This is a genomic window from Pusillimonas caeni, from assembly GCF_003545815.1.
GTDB classification, from domain to species: domain Bacteria; phylum Pseudomonadota; class Gammaproteobacteria; order Burkholderiales; family Burkholderiaceae_B; genus Pusillimonas; species Pusillimonas caeni.
Window position 1 is genome coordinate 1 of record NZ_PDUW01000013.1, and the last position, 16,798, is coordinate 16,798.

Sequence of the window (16,798 nt, forward strand, 5' to 3'; positions counted from 1 at the left end):
TTCTTGCGCAGTACTTGCCGGCCGCTCTCATCTTGACCGTGAAGATGAAAACAGCGCTTACCCAGGTCAATGCCTATCAGCTTGATCGTCGCCATGATGGTCTCCTTATCTCCAGGGGGAAATCCCCTACAGCGTACCCGCCCCCGGCCGGGGGCGGGCTGACCATCTCATTACTCAACAGCAGCGAGGCTCAAGAATCCAAGCGGAGCAGCCAACTTCAAGGCCCAAGAAGAATCCAAGATCAAAGCCACGCCACAGCATTCTTGGTTCAAATGCGTAAGCCAAAAAGTCCTACGACAGCACCGCCCCCGCCTCGACCGGCCTGGCCTTCCAGACCACCGGCTCGGGAACCAGTTCGCCCGCCACCACCGCGCGCGTCAACTCGCGCTTGAGAATCTTGCCGCTGGCCGTCATGGGGAAAGCATCGATCAGCACCACGTATTCGGGCATGTCGTACTTCGACAAGCCGTTTTCATAGAGATACTGCAGCACCGAGGCGTAGTCGGGGCTCTCCGCCCCCTCCCAGATCATGCCCAGGCAGGCCTTCTCGCCCAGCCGGGGATCGGGCACGGGAAACACGGCAGCCTTGCGGATGTGGGGATGGCTGTGCGCCAGGTCTTCGATGATGCCCGGGTAGATGTTGCGCCCGCCTCGAATCACCATTTCCTTCTTGCGGCCCACGATGCGCAGGCAGCCGCTTTCATCGATGGTGCCCAGGTCGCCGGTCAGGAACCAGCCGTCCTGGTTGAAAGACTCTTCGGTCGCCTTCTGGTTGTCGAAGTAGCCCAGCATCAGCAGACCGCCCCGGCCGCCCAGCTCGCCGATCTCGCCCGGTTCGGCTTCGGCGTCGGGGTCGTCCTGCTTCCAGATGCGGGTTTCATAGCCGTTGCAGCTGCGGCCGCAGGTGCCGACGATGACCGCCTCGGCGTCCGCCGGCACGGTGTAGTGATGCGTGCCGTTCTCGCTCATGCCGAAGCCGTTCTGCGGCACGACGCCGAGGTTGAAAAATTCCTGCGCCACCCAGGGCGGAATCACCGAGCCCGACAGATAGAACACCTTGACACGCCCCAAGGCGTTCATGCCGCGCTGGTGGACCTCTTTCAGCAAGTCTATGCCATGCGTGGGAACGCCCAGCAGATAAGCGGCTTGCGACTCGACGATCCAGTCCAGCCATTGCGCGGGCACGGACGAATCGCTGACCACCAGCTCGGAGCCGGCGACAACGGACTGCTCGAGCGCCACCGTACCGATGTGATGGCTCATGGCGCTGAGCGTCAGCATGATGGTGTCGGCCGTGTGCCCCCAGTCTTCGACCATGCTGCGGCCATTGGCCAGCAGCGTGTTGTCGCTGTGCATCACCCCCTTGGGATTGCCCGTCGTTCCAGAGGTGAAGGCGAGATACAGGACCTTGTCGGGATCGGTATCGACCGGAGCCGGCGGGACGTCGGCATCGGCTTGTGGATAAGCCGACACCGGCCGGCCCGGCTCGCAGGATGCCGAAGCATCCTGCCCCACCAGGATCACCTGCTTGAGCGCGGGCACGTCCGCCATGCGCTCGACGATGGACCTGCCCGTGACGTCCGAACCATAGCCCGGACGCGTGAAAAGCACTTTGCAGCCCACCTGCGTGAGCAGATCGACGATGTTCTGCACGGTATGGTTCTTGTGCAGCGAAGGGCAGCACACATAGCCGTTTCGCGAGCAGGCCAGAAACGCCACGATGCTCTCGATGCAGCTCGGCAGCCATACCGCCACGCGATCGCCGCGGCGCAGGCCCATGCCGTGCAACACGCCCGACACCCTGTCCACTTCCCGGACGAGCTCGGGCCAGGTAAGGCGGCGCCGCTTGTCCCGCGCCGCATAGCCCAGGGGATTGCGTTCGGCGTTGCGCGCCGTCAAGGTATAAAAAGTATCGTCTTTCCAGATGCCGCGCGCGTAGAAGTCGCGTGCCGCGCGCGGATTATGCAAAGTCAATAAAGCGCTCATTGAGTCGTGTCCCTTCGCACGCGGCGATTGACGGCGTCGGGGCGGCCTGGGCCCGCCGTTGGATTGTCTTTACTCCACCCGACACCGCTGATAAGATCCTATTTATGGTATGACAGGATTATTCTACACCTAAGCCATACCACCCTCAAGGAGACTGATATGCGCGTCATGGACATCCTCAAGAACAAAACAGGCATTCTCTACACGACGACGCCGGACACGCTTCTGACGCACGCCATACAAACCATGGCCAGCCAGGACTCGGGCTCGCTGTTGGTCATGCGCCACAACCGCCTGGTCGGTCTGCTGTCGTTCCGCGAAGTCATCAACATCCTTGCCCGGCAGCAGGCCCAGCCCAGTTGCGAACCGCCCATCGTGCTGGAACAGCTCAAGATAAAGGACGTCATGAACGCCGACCCCATCGTGGTTCATCCGGACATGGACATACACAGCCTGCGCGGGCTGATGATCAAGGTGCGCCAGCGCTTCATGCCGGTGGTCGACAAGGACGTCGTGCTGGGAGTGCTGTCCTTCTACGACGTGGCCAAAGCCGTGCACGATGCTCAGGAATCCGAGAACCTGCTGCTGAAGGCCTACATCAACGATCAGCCGGCGCCGGTTTACGCCTAGACTGACCGCTCAACGCGGACGAGGACGCAACGGCGCCAAGGTCCATGACAGCCCCGGTCGGAGACCGGGGCAGTGGCGACGCTGTTGAGGTCGCTTGTCACCATAACCGCTGAGGGTGCATGGATTCTCAGGCAGCGTGGCCGTTCGCATCCTCGTCCAGGCAGGGCTTGAATTCGCCCGTGGCCGGGTCGCGCATGAACAGCAAGCCGGTGGCCACTCCGAAATAAGCGCCGTGCAACTCCAACTCGCCGTTCTCGACCGCGCGGCGCACAAACGGAAAAGTCATGAGGTTCAGCAGACTCTGCTCCACCACCGCCAGCTCGAGCCGCCTGATATCGGTCTTGAGATCGCCCGTCAAAGGCCCGATGCGTTCGGCGGCGGGCTCGATCTGCGCCATCCACTTGCTGATGAAATCGCCCTGACTGAGCGGCGCCGCGTGGTCGTGAAACGCGCGCACGCCGCCGCAGGACGCATGGCCCAGCACCACGATGTGCTTCACCTTGAGCCCGTTCACGCCGAACTCGATCGCCGCGCTGGTGCCGTGATGCGATGCCGTGGGGTCGGTCTCGTATTGCGGCACCAGATTGGCCACATTGCGCACCACCAGCATTTCGCCCGGCCCCGCATCGAAGATCACCTCCGGCGACACCCGCGAATCGACACAGCCGATCAGCATGATCTCCGGGCTTTGCCCCGTTTCGCCGAGCTGCTGGTATCGCGTGCTTTCGGTTTTGAACCGGCCATCTAGAAAGCTTTGATAACCTGCGGCTAATCGTTGGGGCAACATGAGATTTCCTTTTGTGTTTTCGACGGGACCAGGCCTGCCGCACGAACCATAGAAGCCATTCGCGCGAGCAACCATATAGGTACTATGTTTCTATAAACCGATCCATTATCCACAATTTGGCAATGCATGAACAGGGACGGCAAAACAGAATTTTACCCACACGCCCGATGATGCCCTGCTGACGCGCCCACGTTGGCCTCATAAAAGGCTGGCGTCATCAAGGAAGCCGCATACAAGTTCGGGAAATGGCCGGACCTGGCTTTCTATCAGAAGACACTGAGCACGCCGGAGCGGCCGATGGAAGATTGATGCCCAGCCGCTAAGCGACGGCTTCCATTGCTTCGCGGCGCGGAGCTGCTTCTCATGGCGATACGCGCACTGGCGTCCTCGTCATGGCGATAGGATGCAAACGTCCAAACTCGTAGATAAACAACTACGGCCTCGCGCATACTACATTTCCAGTTTCCAGCAGACTTCCGGAGTCGTGCGTTCCTTTATCCATACGCAATTTACGTATACAATAAAAATGAAAGCCAGCTTTATCGAGTTGCCTGCATTTCAAAGGCATCGTGAACACTATATGGACGACGCTACGTTGCGTAACTTCCAGTCCATGCTGCTTCAGCAGCCCGAAGCGGGCGATGTCATGGCAGGTACGGGCGGCCTGCGCAAGGCACGTTTCATCGACCTACGCAGAGGAAAAGGCAAGCGAGGCGGTTTGCGAGTAATTTACTACCAATGGGTTGCGGGCCGTCAGTTCTGGCTGTTCACTGTGTACGACAAAGGCGAAATGAACGATTTGTCCGCCAAAGAACGAGCTATCTTGGCAACACTTTTGCAAAACGAGCTGGAAGCAAGAACGTTATGAACAGCAAACGAAATCTATTTGCCGAATTGACTGAAGGATTCGAAGCGCTGACCGCCGAACGCGAGGGCAAGGTCACCTTGCGAAAACATGTAATAGAGTTGCCCCCTGCTCCTGAACTATCAGCCGCCGAACTGCTCGGTTTGCGCAAACGCCTGAACCTTTCGCGAAGCGTGTTCGCACGCTATCTGCGCACCAACCCGCGCACACTCGAAAACTGGGAACAAGGGCGCGCAAAGCCCAATGCCCAAGCCGCGCTGCTGATTCGATTGGTAGAACGCTATCCCGACACCGTCGACAGGCTGGCGACTCTGTAACCTCCCCCCCTTACGCTGCATTCTGGCACGGCAGCCGTACGTCTACAGATATCTCCGAATAAGGCGCAAACACCTTGCCCTTCGAGTTTTTTTCAATGACTTGCCACTCGATAAGCTGCGCGACATCGTTATAAACGTTCTTGTAGTCGCGCGACAGCCGCCTGGCCAGCTCAGCGACCGACACAGGGCCGCTTTGGCGTAAAACCGCTAAAAGCTCCCATCGACGGGGCGTGAATACAGCAAACAGCTGCCCAACATTTTCGAACCCTAGTCCAAAATATGGCCGAGGCGTTTTGCCTTGCTCTAGGGCAGTCAACGTGCTTGCGAATTGCTTAAGCGCCGTCTGCGGGTCTTCACCGACCTTCACATGTAATGTACGGGGTTTCATAATGCCGCCTTTTCGATATCAGCCAGACGATACTTATAGCAATGAGACGACGCCGGCACCGAACGATGCAAACGCCATATCACCATCTCGATAAAACCCTGCCGATACAGCACCCTGCGACGAAGCAGCAAGACGGAACTCATGAGTCTATTGACTCATGATGGGTTATGGTATTAGAGGCCATATTAATTCCTCTCCAACAAAATCTCAATGTATGTTCGGGAGCTAGACGCAGGACGAGCGCCGGCAGGTGTTATCCAGCTCGGGATTTTCGCAGGTCAACACCTCAAGAGCTTATGTATATCGAGATCAGCGAGTTGGCTGACGCGATGAGCGTGCACAGAAACACGCTCAGCAGAATCGTGCACGACAAGGGAACCCTAACCGCTCCCATGGCCATCAAGCTGGCCGCGGCACTTGGCGACACTCCCGAGTTAACCTTCCCAAGGCCCTCAACGCAGCCTCCGGCTCGCGATCCAGTACTGTGAGCAAAGCCTTTGCCGCGCCTATCGGCTAGCGCTTGCCCTGCTCCCAATTACGTATCGTCTCGATGGGCACATTGATGCGCTCGGAAAATTGAGCTTGGCTCAAGCCCAAACGGATACGATCACGCTGCGCGAACTTTGCGGCATCTTGCAAGCCGTTCTTGTCGTCCGCCAACTGATGCTTGGCGATATCTCGTTCTGTCGTGGCATCGATCCGCGCAAGATCGACCCTTCCTTGCCGCAACGAGGCCGGTACGGATGCATCAATTTTCATTCGTACGGTTTTCATAGCATCGAACCTGGCGTCGATTGGCTTTCCGAGCGGAGAGAAATGAGGTTTTTCTCCGGCTGGGAAAACATGCAACACCGTAGTTTCCGAAGCTGTCTGCGTGGACGCTCTGAGGCAAGCTGACGGGACCGGCGCATCCCCTTTTCTTTTGCCCGGCCATAATTATTGGGGCTACAATAATGATGCAAGAACGTCTTGACTGGCATGAGTCAAAACGCCGGGCAAATTTTCTCAAACATGGCGTGGATTTTCATGAGGTAGCGGCCTTCGATTGGGATAACGCTCTGGTCAAGATCGATACGCGACGCGACTACGGAGAGCTACGCTGGATTGCCCTGGGCCTCATCAAAAGGCGCCTTCATGTCATGGTATACAGCCGGCGATCAGACGCCATACGCCTGATCAGCCTGCGCAAAGCCAACCGCCGGGAGTTTTTATATTATGTCTCGCAAATTGATCCGGCCGACTGACGCCGAAGACGCAGCCATCACCGCAGCCGCCCTTCAAGACCCCGACAACCCTCCGCTAACCGACACCGAGCTGGCCTCACTGCGCCCGCGCCGTGGACGCCCGCTCAAGGACCAGCCCAAGGTCCAAATCTCCATCCGCTACTCGCCCGAAGTGGTGAGGTTCTTCAAATCAGGCGGCAAGGGATGGCAAGCGCGCATGAACGCCGTATTGTTGGAATACGTGGATGCACAACAAGGAAAATAGCGGCGCTCAACCGTATCATGCGGCTGCAGACGCAGGCGAACTACGACCCATGATGCTCCATCGCCAACTCGCGCAATACGTCGGGGTGCCGAATGGCGACCGCCAGCAGCGTTTGCGCCGCGCCGGACGGTCTGCGGCGGCCCTGCTCCCATTCCTGAAGCGTACGCACAGAGACGCCCATGAGTCCGGCAAACTGAGTTTGTGACAAGCCGGACGCAATCCGCGCCTGAGCCGTCGGCGAATGAACAACCGTCCCCGCGCCCGCCTTCATCTGTCTGACCGAGGCCAGCAGCTTCTGGCCCAGTTCTTCACCGGTCATGTTGCCTTTTCCAGTCATGCCGCCAAGTTCAGCCATGGTCCAGTTCCTCTTTGATAGCCCGCAGAATGTGCGCCGGGATACTGCCCCGCACTGGCTTGGCGTAGATCACCAGCAGGTAGATCACTCCGAATTCCAAACGGTTAAAGTAAATCACCCGCACCCCGCCTCGTTTCCCCGTTCCCGGACGCGCCCAGCGCACCTTGCGGCAGCCGCCGGATCCGGGAATGACGCGGCCTGCCTCGGCATGGCGTGCCATGCCAAGCACAAAACTCACCGCGCTCGTCCTCCCGCCAGATGACGCCCGCATCCGCACTGAAGAGCGGCGTTTCGACGACTGTGTACACAGATATACGTCAATGACGTATTAAACCATAGAAGGAGAATCTGAGTCCCACGCGGGTAAGATGCTGTGTAAACAGGTATCGGACAGAGACAGCGTGCCGGCCCATGATCGATCTCCTTTGAACAAAGAAGTCAATCATGAGCTATGCCTATGCATAGCGGCATAATGAGTGAATGGATTTATCACGGTGGAAGCCACTAATTCCGTCGGCGAAACGGCGATTAACGCACCCAGGTAAAGATCACGTCAAAGTTCATGACCCATCGCCTTCACATAAAAAGAAGCCCCGCGATCGTTGACCTTGGGGCTTCTTGTCGATCCATGGCGGCGATGCCACCATGGACCTTCGGTTCCAAACGAGCCGGAAATAAAACAGCTTGAATCCGGCTATTCGAAACTCGCGGCTTGTGTATTAACGCAGCAGCGACAGCACGGTCTGCGGAACCTGGTTGGCTTGCGCCAGAACCGAGGTGCCGGCCTGCTGCAGGATCTGCGCGCGAGTCATGTTGGAGACTTCGACGGCGTAGTCGGCGTCTTCAATACGCGAGCGGGCTGCGGACAGGTTGTTGACGGTGTTGTTCAGGTTGGCGATGGTGGATTCGAAACGATTTTGAATCGCACCGAGGTGGCTGCGCAGGTCGTCGACTTGCTGCAAAGCGTCGTCCAAGGCTGCCAGCGGGTTTGCATTAGCACCGGTAGGGGCTCCGGCAGGTGTAGAAGGAGCGGACCAGTCAGCAACTGCCACAACGCCGTCGCCATCAACGGTCGCTGCATAGTAACCATTTTGAGCTGCATCGGTAGCACCCGAAACACGAACATAGTAGCTGTCGTTTTCAGTGTCGTGTACCAAAGTGGCAGTACCACCGGCGGGTACAGTAAGACTTTCAAGATCTACATCGACACGGTTACCCGTGGCCACCGTCGTAGTCGTTGCACCGCCAACTTCAGCGGCCGTCCTCACGTTGGCTGCGTCAAGTACGATCGCATTAGCGTCACCGTTGCTGTCGAAAGTGACCTGATAAAAGCCGTTTTCTGCAGGCGTATCACTAGTCGTTACTTCGACGTAATAGTTGCCATCGTCGCCCTTGGTTACAGCCGCACCTACTGCAGCGTTGTCGTCAAGACCGGTAACACTGATACCGCTAAGATCGCCAACAGCAACCTCTTCATTAACTTGGCTAACAGTCGCAAACGGCGTGCCGAAAGCTTCGGTGACGTTGAAGTCGGCCAACTGCAGCGTATCGGCGCTGATTTCCTGCAGGTTGATGGTGATGGTCTGGTTGTCGTGCGCACCCACCTGGATCGTCAGGCTGCCGCCGTCCTTGCCCAGCACGTACTTGCCGTTGAACTGGGTTTCGTCAGAGACGCGGGTGATTTCGTCCAGACGCTCTTTGATTTCGTTTTGAATGGACTGCAGATCTTCGGCCGAGTTCGAGCCGTTGGCGGCCTGCACGGTCAGTTCACGAACGCGCTGCAGGTTGTTGTTGATTTCGTTCAGTGCGCCTTCGGTCGTCTGAGCGATGGAGATACCGTCGTTGGCGTTACGAGCAGCTTGGGTCAAGCCCTTGACGTTGGCGGTGAAGCGGTTGGCGATGGCCTGGCCGGCAGCGTCGTCCTTGGCGCTGTTGATACGCAAGCCCGAGGACAGGCGCTCAATAGCGGTGCCCAGAGCGCTTTGCGAGCGGGTCAGGTTGTTCTGCGAAACCAGAGCCAGGTAGTTGGTGTTGATGACTGACATGGATTACTCCTGTAGGGAAAAGGCGGCATCTACCGCCGGTTGACCAGGAAAGCCCGTTTCCGGGTGGAATCCTGGCCCTTCACCTGGGTGTTGGGCAGGCCCGGTATTTCCTGTACATCCTGGATTACGGAGCCCGCGGTGCTTAATTTAGGGGTGGGAAGACCGGTTTTTGAGGCGACCAACACGCTTTGCGGCGGTTTGCAAAACGGTGGTGCCGAAGTGATACCGACGACCCGATATTGGGGTTGACGGCCCTGGAAGAGGAAAATTTAGCTCGGGCGCTAAAAAATTGCGCGATATCGGGCGAATGCATTGGCCCGGCCGCTTGAACACCATGCTAGCCGCTCGGCGGCAGGCCAATATTTGGCATGTTTATCTGTTATTGTCGTCGCGCGAGCGGCTTTCCGGTTGCCGACCGCCTCGTTCTATGGAGATGAACCCGCCCAGGGAGTAGTTTTCATATCCGGCCCGGCCGCTGTCGCCGCGGGCGTCGTGGTAATAGGCGGGCGGCGTACGTAGAACCTTGCCGCCAGCGTCGCTCCCAGCGCCTTGGCTGCCGCCATGCGTGCTCAGCGACTTATACGAACCTTTGTGGTCCCCTCGGGCCGAGTCGTCGCCCCTGCCGTTGCTGTACACGCCCTTCCCCGCTTGAGCCACACTGTATGCCTGCGGTGAGTCGGGCGGCGACGCCTGCGCGGCGAAGGCCGGCATGCTGCCGGCAACCAGCAGGGCAATCAAGGCTGTGCATCGTTGCAGGTCCATATCGCCCCCTTTCAATCAAACTATGACGGACCGATTTATCTGACGGAGCAGCAGTCCGCTCCCTTCGGCTTTCACGAATAGTCGTCCTCTTTATCTGCCGTCATCATTGTCTCTTGGCTCCTGCATCGACCGCAAGTAACAGCACGCCGAGAGCTCTCATATCCGTCCCTATAAGTAGGTACAATAACCACCGTGAACAGCAAACAGATCATCAAGCGACTGGAGGCTGAAGGCTGGTATTTGACGCGCGTGCGCGGCTCGCATCACCAGTTCAAGCATCCCTTCAGGTCCGGCCTGGTGACTGTGAAACATCCTGACAGCGATCTACCTGCCGGCACGCTGAACAACATCAGGAAACAGGCGGGATGGAAGTAGGAAACACATGCGATTTCCCGTGGTTCTGCATACAGATGATGGCATCCGCTACGGCGTCTCGGTGCCCGACCTGCCCGGTTGCTTTTCGGCGGGCGATGCGCTGGAAGAAGCGCTGGAAAACGTAAAAGAAGCCATCGATCTTCACCTGGAAGGCCTGGTGGAAGAAGGCCACGATCTACCACTACCCCGTCCGATTGCACAGCATCGCACCAATCCCGATTTGGCGAACGGCATCTGGGCGCTGGTTGACGTCGATGTGTCGCGCTTCGATGGACGGGCCGAAAAAATCAACATCACCGTGCCGCGCCGCATGCTGGCGAAGATCGACAGCTACGCGAAGGCGCACGGCGCGACACGCAGCGGATTCCTCGTAGAAGCGGCACGCCGAGTGATGGAAGGGCATGATTAGGCGATCGACAACCGACACGCCGCTCCTACGCAATACCGGCTTCAATGGCCTTCTTGAGCGCATCGTTGATACGAGCCCGGCCGCAGCCCGCTTGACCAAAATCAATACCCGCCCCACCCGATTGATTAACATTTCCTCAAGACCATCGTTGTTCCATCTACAGTGAGAGGACGAAATGACAATCGAAAAAGCCATGAGCAGTACGGTCGTCACCATCGACGCGGACGACACCCTCCTTCATGCGACGCGCATGATGAAGGACAACAAGATAAAGCACCTTCCGGTGGTCGACCGTTCGGGCTCGCTGGTGGGCATCGTGACGGACCGCGACCTGAAAAAGGCTTCGGCATCCGATGCGACGACGCTGGAGGTGCATGAATTACTGTATCTATTGGATAAAGTGACGATCCAGACCATCATGAGCAAGAACGTCGTCACGGTCGACAAGGGCACGCCATTGAAACAGGCGGCGCTGCTCATGGTCGACAAGGGCATCGGCTGCCTGCCGGTCATGGACGGCAAGCAACTGGTCGGCATCGTTACCCGCACCGACGTGCTGCGGTATTTCGCCAGTCTGGACGGCTAGCTCTCCGAGTCGGCGGCAAGGTCCAGGCGCAAAGCGGTTTCATACAGGCGGCAGTCTCGCGTCCATAGTTTTACGCCGAGCGTCAGACGAACCGAGGCCAGCAGATGGGCATCGACATAGCCGATGCCCAGACTGTAAAGCGGCTGGTGCTCGATGAATCTCTCTACTTCTTCAATGGGTCGGGCGCCCTACAACCCCCTCTCGAACCTGGCAGGCAGGAAGTCGGTCTCGTTGTCGCGGAACATCTTGTAGATCAGTTCGCGCAGCCATCGGTGCCCGGCGTCGTTATGGTAGCGGCCATGCCAGTATTGCGAGATGGTGTATTCGGGAAAGGCGATGGGCGGCTCGATGATTTTCAGGTTGGTGACCGGCACATAGGATTCGGCCAGCATCGTGGGGATGGTCACGATGAGGTCCGTGCTGGCGACGATGAGCGGAATCGCCAGGAAGTGCGATAAGCGCAGCGCAACGCGGCGCTGGTACCCCTTTTTGGTCAAGGTGTTTTCAATGATGTCGTGCCCCGAGCCCGGCGCCGAGACCACGGCGTGCGGCATGGCCAGATAGTCTTCCAGGCTGATGGTGTCGCCGATCTTGGGGTGGTCGCGGCGCACCATGCACACATACGAACGGCGAAACAGCTGCTGCTGGTAGCAGTCGGCGAACAGGCCATGTATGAAGCCCAGGGCCAGATCCATATCGCCCGACTCGAGGGCGTCGCGCATGTCTTTCACAGGCAGCTGCACGGTGTTCAGATCGACGTTCGGCGCGATGCGGCTGAGCTGTCCCAGCAAAGGCGGCAGGAATACCCGCGCGCCGATGTCGGTCATGACCATGTGGAACGTGCGCGTCGACGTGCTGGGGTCGAAATCGTGCGTGTGGTTCAGCGTCTGGCGCAGCAGGTTAAGGGCCTGCAGGATCGGCTCTTTGAGCTCTTGCGCCAGCACCGTGGGCTCCATGCCATGCGAGGTGCGCACGAAAAGCGGGTCGTTGTGCAGCTCGCGCAGCTTCTTCAGGCAGACGCTGAGCGCGGGCTGGGTGAGGCCGATGGATTCGGCCGCCGCGGTCACGTTGCGGTGCGTCATCATGGCTTCGAAGACCAGCAGGAACCTGATGTTCAAGTCCGTAATATTCATTTTTCGATATACATGACATTACTGATGCGACATGGACAGGGGGTGGACGCTTCACTACATTGAACACATCGAATGTATCTGTTTCACGCACAATAGAACAAGGCGGCGGATATGGCGTCAACAGTGATCGTAGGCAGCGGCCTGGCAGGCTATACAGTGGCTCGGGAAGCGCGCAAGCGCAACAAGGCCGACGAAATTATTGTGGTGACGCAGGATGACGGGCACTTTTATTCCAAGCCTGTTCTGTCTGAAGTATACCGTCTGGGCATCCCCGTCAACGAGCTGGTTTCGCGCACCGCCGAAGAGATGGCCCGTCAGTTCAAGGGCCGGGTATTGGCCGATACGAAAGTGCTGGCCATCGATCCCGCCGCCCGGACCCTTGCCCTCGATCGGGGCAGCCTGGGCTACGACAAACTGGTGCTGGCCCTGGGGGCCGAGCCGGCGGCCTTGCCGCTGGACAGCGAGTCGCTCGGCTGCCTCGTCACGGTAAACAGCCTGGCCGACTATCGGCGCTTCCGCCAATTGGCCGAAGGCAAGAAGACGATCGCCATCATCGGCGCCGGCCTGATAGGCTGCGAGTTCGCCAACGATCTGGTGCGCGCCGGCTATGCAGTCACCGTGATCGACATCGCCCCCCTGCCCCTGCCCCGCCTGCTGCCGGACGCCAACGGCCAATACACCTATGCCGCGCTCGAAGGCCTGGGGGTGCGGTGGCATCTCGGCACCGGCGTCGCCGCGCTTTCGCGTCGGGGCGACTCCATTGCGGTGGCCCTGTCGGACGGTACGCAATTGACAGTGGACCTGGTGCTGGCGGCCACCGGCCTGCGGCCCCGGACCGAACTGGCGCGGCGGGCCGGCTTGCAGGTTGCGCACGGCATCGCCGTGAACCGGGAACTGCGCACCAGTGATCGGAACATCTACGCCCTGGGCGATTGCGCCGAGATAGGCGGCCTATGGCTGCCCTATATCGCGCCCATCGCCCCCGCCGCCCGCGCGGTCGCGGCGTCGCTGGCCGGCGGCCCGCAGTCCATCAGCTACCCCTGTATGCCGGTCACGATAAAAACCCCGGCCTGCCCCACCGTCGCCTGTCCTCCCGCTCCCCGGGCGGAAGGCCGGTGGCACAGCATCGTCGCCGACGACGGCGTCCAATCCCTGTTTCAAGACTCGAACGGCCAATTGCTGGGCTTCGCGCTCAGCGGCGCCTATGCGGAGCGGGCCGCCGAACTGGCGCCCGCCCTGCCCGCTCTGCTGCACTGATTCGGTTTCACGCAGTTCTCCGGCTGCTTACGGCGCCGGCAACATCATGATTCACAGGAGACAAGAAATGAACGATCCACGTCCATTGCCATTCGTCCCGGCCCCCGCATGGAAACGGGAAGGCACGGCGAGACTGCCGTTCTGGCTTTATACCGACGAGGACATCTACCAGCGCGAACTCGAGCGGCTGTTCTATGGCCCGCACTGGAGTTATGTGGGATTGTCTTGCGAGATTCCCAAGCCCGGCGATTTCAAGCGCACCTGGATCGGCGAACGCAGCGTGCTGATCGTGCGCGATCCGGACGGCAGCGTCAACGCGGTGGAGAATCGCTGCGCGCACCGCGGCGTGCAGTTCTGCAAAGAGCCTCAGGGCAATCGCAAGGGCTTCGTCTGCCCCTACCACCAGTGGAGTTACGACCTCAAGGGCAATCTGCTGGGCGTGCCTTACATGCGCGGCATCAAGGGCAAGGGCGGCATGCCGCAGGATTTCAAGCGCGAAGACCACGGCCTGCGCAAGCTGCGGGTGGTCGATTACAACGGCGTCATCTTCGCCAGCTTCGATCCCAAGGTGCCCGACTTCAAGGAGTTTCTCGGTCCGACCATGTTGAAGTACTTCGAACGGGTCTTCGACGGCCGCGAGCTGACGGTGCTGGGCTACAACCGCCAGCGGGTGCCGGGCAACTGGAAGCTGATCCACGAGAACCTGAAGGACTGCTACCACCCCGGCCTGCTGCATACCTGGTTCATCAATTTCGGCCTGTGGCGCGCCGACAATGAGTCGCTGAACGTGATGGACGAGAACTTCTGCCATTCGGCCATGGTCACCGTGCGCAACAAGGGCGGCAAGGGGGAAGCGACCGAAGGCGTTTCCAGCTTCCGGGAGAACATGCAGCTGAACGACGGCCGTTTTCTCGACGTCGAGGACGAGTATTGGTGGGGCGGCCCCTCGGCCGTCATACACAGCATCTTTCCCAGCCTGATCGTGCAGCAGCAGATCAACTCGATCGCCATGCGCCAGGTGATACCGCGCGGCCCGCGCAACTTCGACTACATCTGGACCCACCTCGGCTTCACCGAAGACACGCCCGAGATGACCGAACGCCGGCTCACCCAGGCCAACCTGTTCGGCCCGGCGGGCTTCGTGTCCGGCGACGACAGCGAAATCATCGGCATGGTGGAGGACAACATGCACACCGACAAGGACGGGGAAGTCCTGTGCGAGCTGGGCGGGCGCGACGTCGCCGACACCGACACGCACATTTCCGAGACGCTGCTTCGGGGCATGTATCACTACTACCGCAAAATCATGGAGATCTAGGAATGGAAGAGGTAATGGACCAGAGGCTGGAGGAAGTGGCGCTGAATCTTGCGGTGCAGAACCTGTACAACGATTACACCACCTGTGTCGACAACACCAAGTTCGAGAAGTGGCCCGATTTTTTCGCCGACGAATGCCGCTATCGCATCGTCTCGCGCGAGAACTTCGACGCCGGCTCGCGCATGTCCACGCTATTCCTGGACAGCAAGGCCATGCTGCTGGACCGCGTCTATGGCATGAACGACACCATTCTGCACGTTCCCTATCATCAGCGGCACGTCGTCAGCCCGCCGCGCCTGCACCGCATCGAAGGCGACACCATCCACGCCGAGGCGAACTACGTCGTGATCAGGTCTCGCGTGGACTTCTTCTCTGAAGTCTTCAATACCGGCCGCTACCTGGACATCATCGTCCGGCAAGGCGACGGCCTGAAATTCAAGGAGCGGGTCTGCGTCTTCGATGGCGACCTGGTGCCCAACTCCATCATCTACCCTTTGTAAGGAGAACCATGAGCAGCGAAGAGATCGGAACCGAATGGGAGCGCGTGGCGCTGGCCGAAGACGTGATGGACGACGACGTCCTGGGCGTCCAGGCCGCAGGCAAGGCCGTGGCCCTTTATAAAGTGGACGGCCGGTTCTATGCCACGCACGGCATATGCAGCCACGAATATGCGCATCTGGCCGACGGATTCCTGGAGGGGTGCGAGATCGAATGCCCCTTGCACCAGGCGCGCTTCGACATCCGCACGGGACAGGCCATGTGCTCGCCCGCCACCGAAGGCATCGCAGTGTATCCCGTCAAAGTCGTAGGAAACGAGGTGTTTGTAAAAGTATGAAGCCGGCAACGTAATTCTAAATAAGCGGACCGGCATCGCGACGCCGGCTCCGCCATAAAGGAGGCATTACCATGCGCAATGTACTACTAAAGAGCATTCTTCTATCAGGCTGTATCTTGCTGGGCGCCGCTGCTCAGGCGCAAGAAACCATAAAAATCGGCATCATCCAGCCCTTGAGCGGTTCGGTGGCGGCCTCGGGCAATTTCGTGCTCAACGGAGCCCGCATCGCGGTCGACCAGATCAACGCCAAGGGCGGCGTGCTGGGCAAGAAGCTTCAGCTGCTCGCCGAAGACAATAAAAGCAGCCCGACCGAAGCGTCCAATGCCGCCGAAAAACTCATCGTACGCGACAAGGTGCCGGTGCTGATCGGCGCATGGGGCTCCACCTTCACCCTGGCCGTATTGCCCAAGCTGATGGAATACAAGGTGCCCATGGTGGTCGAAACGGCGGGCGCCGACAAGATCACCACGTCGGGCAACCCCTACGTATTCCGCATCTGCCCCACCAACGATATGGAGGCCCAGAGCTTCGCCCGCCATATCGAGCCGCTGGGCATCAAGAAGGCCGACATCCTGGTCGTGAACAACGACTGGGGGCTGGGCTCTTCGGCGTCGATACAGCGCATATTGAAAGAAAAGGGCCTGGCGGTCGGCAAGACGCTTACCATGGACCACAATGCCCAGGATATGACCTCGCAGCTTTCGGAAATCCGCTCGTCGGACGCCGACACCCTGTTCATCGTGACCGCCGTCGAGCAGCTTACCCTGGTGCTGAAGCAGGCCGAGTCCCTGGCGGTGAAGCATAGAATCATCACCCTCGGAGGCTCGCAAAGCCCTGATCAGCTGATCGCCCACGCCGGCGCCGCGGCCGAAGGCACGATGCACAACGTGATGTTCGCGCCATGGGTGCTGGAGGCCTCTTCCGATCCCGAAACCGCCAAGCGCTTCGTCGACGAGTGGAACAATCGCAAGCTGGACAAATCGGGCTTGACGGAAAGCTTCCGGGGCTATGATGCCGTGCGCACGGTGGCGGCCGCCATCGAGAAGGCCGGCGAGGCCGATCCCGAGAAGATCCGGGAAGCGCTCTGGAACGTCGAGCTCACCGGTCTGAACGGCCAGATCAAATTCAATAAAGCGGGACCCGAAGGACGCGAGAGCGGCCAGAGCGTGCCCAACACCTATCTGGTCAAGATCGACAACGGCAAGATAGACATCGTCGAATAAGCCGCCGGCCCGCGGCGGCCGCATTCCCCTCCCGCCCCG

Annotated in this window: 23 protein-coding genes and 1 pseudogene; 15 read left to right on the forward strand and 9 right to left on the reverse strand. The window is 59.4% G+C overall.

Translation table 11 applies throughout. From position 1 onward, the window contains the following. Positions 1-291: 291 nt before the first annotated feature. Entirely contained in the window at positions 292-1,986 is a 1,695-nt protein-coding gene (locus tag CSC67_RS19865) for a class I adenylate-forming enzyme family protein (RefSeq protein WP_118996208.1), read from the reverse strand. A 159-nt stretch (positions 1,987-2,145) separates the two neighbouring features. Between CSC67_RS19865 and CSC67_RS19870 the strand changes: the two genes are divergently transcribed. Then, entirely contained in the window at positions 2,146-2,616 is a 471-nt protein-coding gene (locus CSC67_RS19870) for a CBS domain-containing protein (protein WP_118996209.1), read from the forward strand. 127 nt (positions 2,617-2,743) lie between these two features. On the opposite strand, the gene CSC67_RS19875 is transcribed toward CSC67_RS19870, so the two are convergent. Further along, positions 2,744-3,403: a carbonic anhydrase gene (locus tag CSC67_RS19875; RefSeq protein ID WP_118996210.1), complete on the reverse strand. Its 660-nt coding sequence runs from the start codon at positions 3,401-3,403 to the stop codon at positions 2,744-2,746. A 207-nt stretch (positions 3,404-3,610) separates the two neighbouring features. Here CSC67_RS19875 and CSC67_RS21620 point away from each other — a divergent pair. The 3 genes and pseudogenes from CSC67_RS21620 to CSC67_RS19890 all read left to right on the forward strand — a co-directional run. Further along, positions 3,611-3,712, forward strand: a pseudogene (locus CSC67_RS21620) (GNAT family N-acetyltransferase); the annotation flags it as partial. Positions 3,713-3,806: 94 nt separating this feature from the next. Continuing rightward, on the forward strand, positions 3,807-4,271 hold the full coding sequence (locus CSC67_RS19885; RefSeq protein ID WP_245220308.1) for a type II toxin-antitoxin system RelE/ParE family toxin: 465 nt from the start codon (positions 3,807-3,809) through the stop codon (positions 4,269-4,271). Continuing rightward, positions 4,268-4,585 (forward strand): helix-turn-helix domain-containing protein, encoded by a 318-nt coding sequence (locus CSC67_RS19890; protein ID WP_118996211.1) that lies wholly within the window; start codon positions 4,268-4,270, stop codon positions 4,583-4,585. Before CSC67_RS19885 ends, CSC67_RS19890 begins: the two co-directional genes overlap by 4 nt. A 10-nt stretch (positions 4,586-4,595) precedes the next feature. Here the strand turns inward: CSC67_RS19890 and CSC67_RS19895 are convergent, their stop codons facing one another. After that, a complete protein-coding gene (locus CSC67_RS19895; protein WP_118996212.1) occupies positions 4,596-4,973 on the reverse strand; it encodes an HVO_A0114 family putative DNA-binding protein in 378 nt (125 codons plus the stop codon). A 296-nt stretch (positions 4,974-5,269) separates the two neighbouring features. Between CSC67_RS19895 and CSC67_RS21790 the strand changes: the two genes are divergently transcribed. Beyond that, on the forward strand, positions 5,270-5,461 hold the full coding sequence (locus CSC67_RS21790; RefSeq protein ID WP_118996213.1) for a HigA family addiction module antitoxin: 192 nt from the start codon (positions 5,270-5,272) through the stop codon (positions 5,459-5,461). A gap of 25 nt (positions 5,462-5,486) precedes the next feature. On the opposite strand, the gene CSC67_RS19905 is transcribed toward CSC67_RS21790, so the two are convergent. Then, positions 5,487-5,747: a helix-turn-helix domain-containing protein gene (locus CSC67_RS19905; RefSeq protein WP_245220309.1), complete on the reverse strand. Its 261-nt coding sequence runs from the start codon at positions 5,745-5,747 to the stop codon at positions 5,487-5,489. A 179-nt stretch (positions 5,748-5,926) separates the two neighbouring features. Between CSC67_RS19905 and CSC67_RS19910 the strand changes: the two genes are divergently transcribed. Together CSC67_RS19910 and CSC67_RS19915 are read left to right on the forward strand one after the other, a co-directional pair. After that, complete coding sequence (locus CSC67_RS19910) at positions 5,927-6,217, forward strand: BrnT family toxin (protein ID WP_245220310.1); 291 nt, start codon at positions 5,927-5,929, stop codon at positions 6,215-6,217. Continuing rightward, on the forward strand, positions 6,189-6,461 hold the full coding sequence (locus CSC67_RS19915) for a BrnA antitoxin family protein (RefSeq protein WP_118996214.1): 273 nt from the start codon (positions 6,189-6,191) through the stop codon (positions 6,459-6,461). Before CSC67_RS19910 ends, CSC67_RS19915 begins: the two co-directional genes overlap by 29 nt. 40 nt (positions 6,462-6,501) lie before the next feature. Here CSC67_RS19915 and CSC67_RS19920 read toward each other — a convergent pair whose 3' ends face one another. From CSC67_RS19920 to CSC67_RS19935, 4 genes are all read right to left on the reverse strand, one after another. Beyond that, positions 6,502-6,816 carry a helix-turn-helix domain-containing protein gene (locus CSC67_RS19920; RefSeq protein ID WP_425337674.1) on the reverse strand — a complete coding sequence of 105 codons (315 nt, stop codon included), beginning with the start codon at positions 6,814-6,816 and terminating at the stop codon, positions 6,502-6,504. After that, on the reverse strand, positions 6,809-7,054 hold the full coding sequence (locus CSC67_RS19925) for a type II toxin-antitoxin system RelE/ParE family toxin (protein ID WP_245220311.1): 246 nt from the start codon (positions 7,052-7,054) through the stop codon (positions 6,809-6,811). Before CSC67_RS19925 ends, CSC67_RS19920 begins: the two co-directional genes overlap by 8 nt. Positions 7,055-7,535: 481 nt before the next feature. Further along, positions 7,536-8,861, reverse strand: a complete 1,326-nt coding sequence (locus tag CSC67_RS19930; RefSeq protein ID WP_118996215.1) for a FliC/FljB family flagellin — start codon at positions 8,859-8,861, stop codon at positions 7,536-7,538. A gap of 372 nt (positions 8,862-9,233) precedes the next feature. After that, entirely contained in the window at positions 9,234-9,623 is a 390-nt protein-coding gene (locus CSC67_RS19935) for a hypothetical protein (protein ID WP_118996216.1), read from the reverse strand. Between the two features lie 192 nt (positions 9,624-9,815). Between CSC67_RS19935 and CSC67_RS19940 the strand changes: the two genes are divergently transcribed. The 3 genes from CSC67_RS19940 to CSC67_RS19950 all read left to right on the forward strand — a co-directional run bounded on the left by CSC67_RS19940 (position 9,816) and on the right by CSC67_RS19950 (position 10,993). Further along, entirely contained in the window at positions 9,816-9,998 is a 183-nt protein-coding gene (locus CSC67_RS19940) for a type II toxin-antitoxin system HicA family toxin (protein ID WP_118996217.1), read from the forward strand. A gap of 7 nt (positions 9,999-10,005) precedes the next feature. Further along, complete coding sequence (locus CSC67_RS19945; RefSeq protein WP_118996218.1) at positions 10,006-10,407, forward strand: type II toxin-antitoxin system HicB family antitoxin; 402 nt, start codon at positions 10,006-10,008, stop codon at positions 10,405-10,407. A 193-nt stretch (positions 10,408-10,600) separates the two neighbouring features. Then, the gene (locus tag CSC67_RS19950; protein ID WP_167752979.1) at positions 10,601-10,993 is read left to right on the forward strand and encodes a CBS domain-containing protein; all 393 of its coding nucleotides are present in this window, start codon (positions 10,601-10,603) and stop codon (positions 10,991-10,993) included. A 188-nt stretch (positions 10,994-11,181) separates the two neighbouring features. Here the strand turns inward: CSC67_RS19950 and CSC67_RS19960 are convergent, their stop codons facing one another. Then, positions 11,182-12,126: a LysR family transcriptional regulator gene (locus CSC67_RS19960; RefSeq protein ID WP_118996220.1), complete on the reverse strand. Its 945-nt coding sequence runs from the start codon at positions 12,124-12,126 to the stop codon at positions 11,182-11,184. A gap of 111 nt (positions 12,127-12,237) precedes the next feature. Here CSC67_RS19960 and CSC67_RS19965 point away from each other — a divergent pair, with 111 nt between their 5' ends. The 5 genes from CSC67_RS19965 to CSC67_RS19985 all read left to right on the forward strand — a co-directional run bounded on the left by CSC67_RS19965 (position 12,238) and on the right by CSC67_RS19985 (position 16,759). Continuing rightward, on the forward strand, positions 12,238-13,383 hold the full coding sequence (locus tag CSC67_RS19965; RefSeq protein ID WP_118996221.1) for an FAD-dependent oxidoreductase: 1,146 nt from the start codon (positions 12,238-12,240) through the stop codon (positions 13,381-13,383). Positions 13,384-13,450: 67 nt separating this feature from the next. Beyond that, entirely contained in the window at positions 13,451-14,701 is a 1,251-nt protein-coding gene (locus tag CSC67_RS19970; protein ID WP_118996222.1) for an aromatic ring-hydroxylating oxygenase subunit alpha, read from the forward strand. A gap of 2 nt (positions 14,702-14,703) precedes the next feature. After that, on the forward strand, positions 14,704-15,201 hold the full coding sequence (locus tag CSC67_RS19975; protein WP_245220312.1) for an aromatic-ring-hydroxylating dioxygenase subunit beta: 498 nt from the start codon (positions 14,704-14,706) through the stop codon (positions 15,199-15,201). Between the two features lie 8 nt (positions 15,202-15,209). Further along, on the forward strand, positions 15,210-15,536 hold the full coding sequence (locus tag CSC67_RS19980; RefSeq protein WP_118996223.1) for a non-heme iron oxygenase ferredoxin subunit: 327 nt from the start codon (positions 15,210-15,212) through the stop codon (positions 15,534-15,536). Positions 15,537-15,607: 71 nt separating this feature from the next. Then, on the forward strand, positions 15,608-16,759 hold the full coding sequence (locus CSC67_RS19985; RefSeq protein WP_118996224.1) for an ABC transporter substrate-binding protein: 1,152 nt from the start codon (positions 15,608-15,610) through the stop codon (positions 16,757-16,759). Positions 16,760-16,798: the final 39 nt, after the last annotated feature.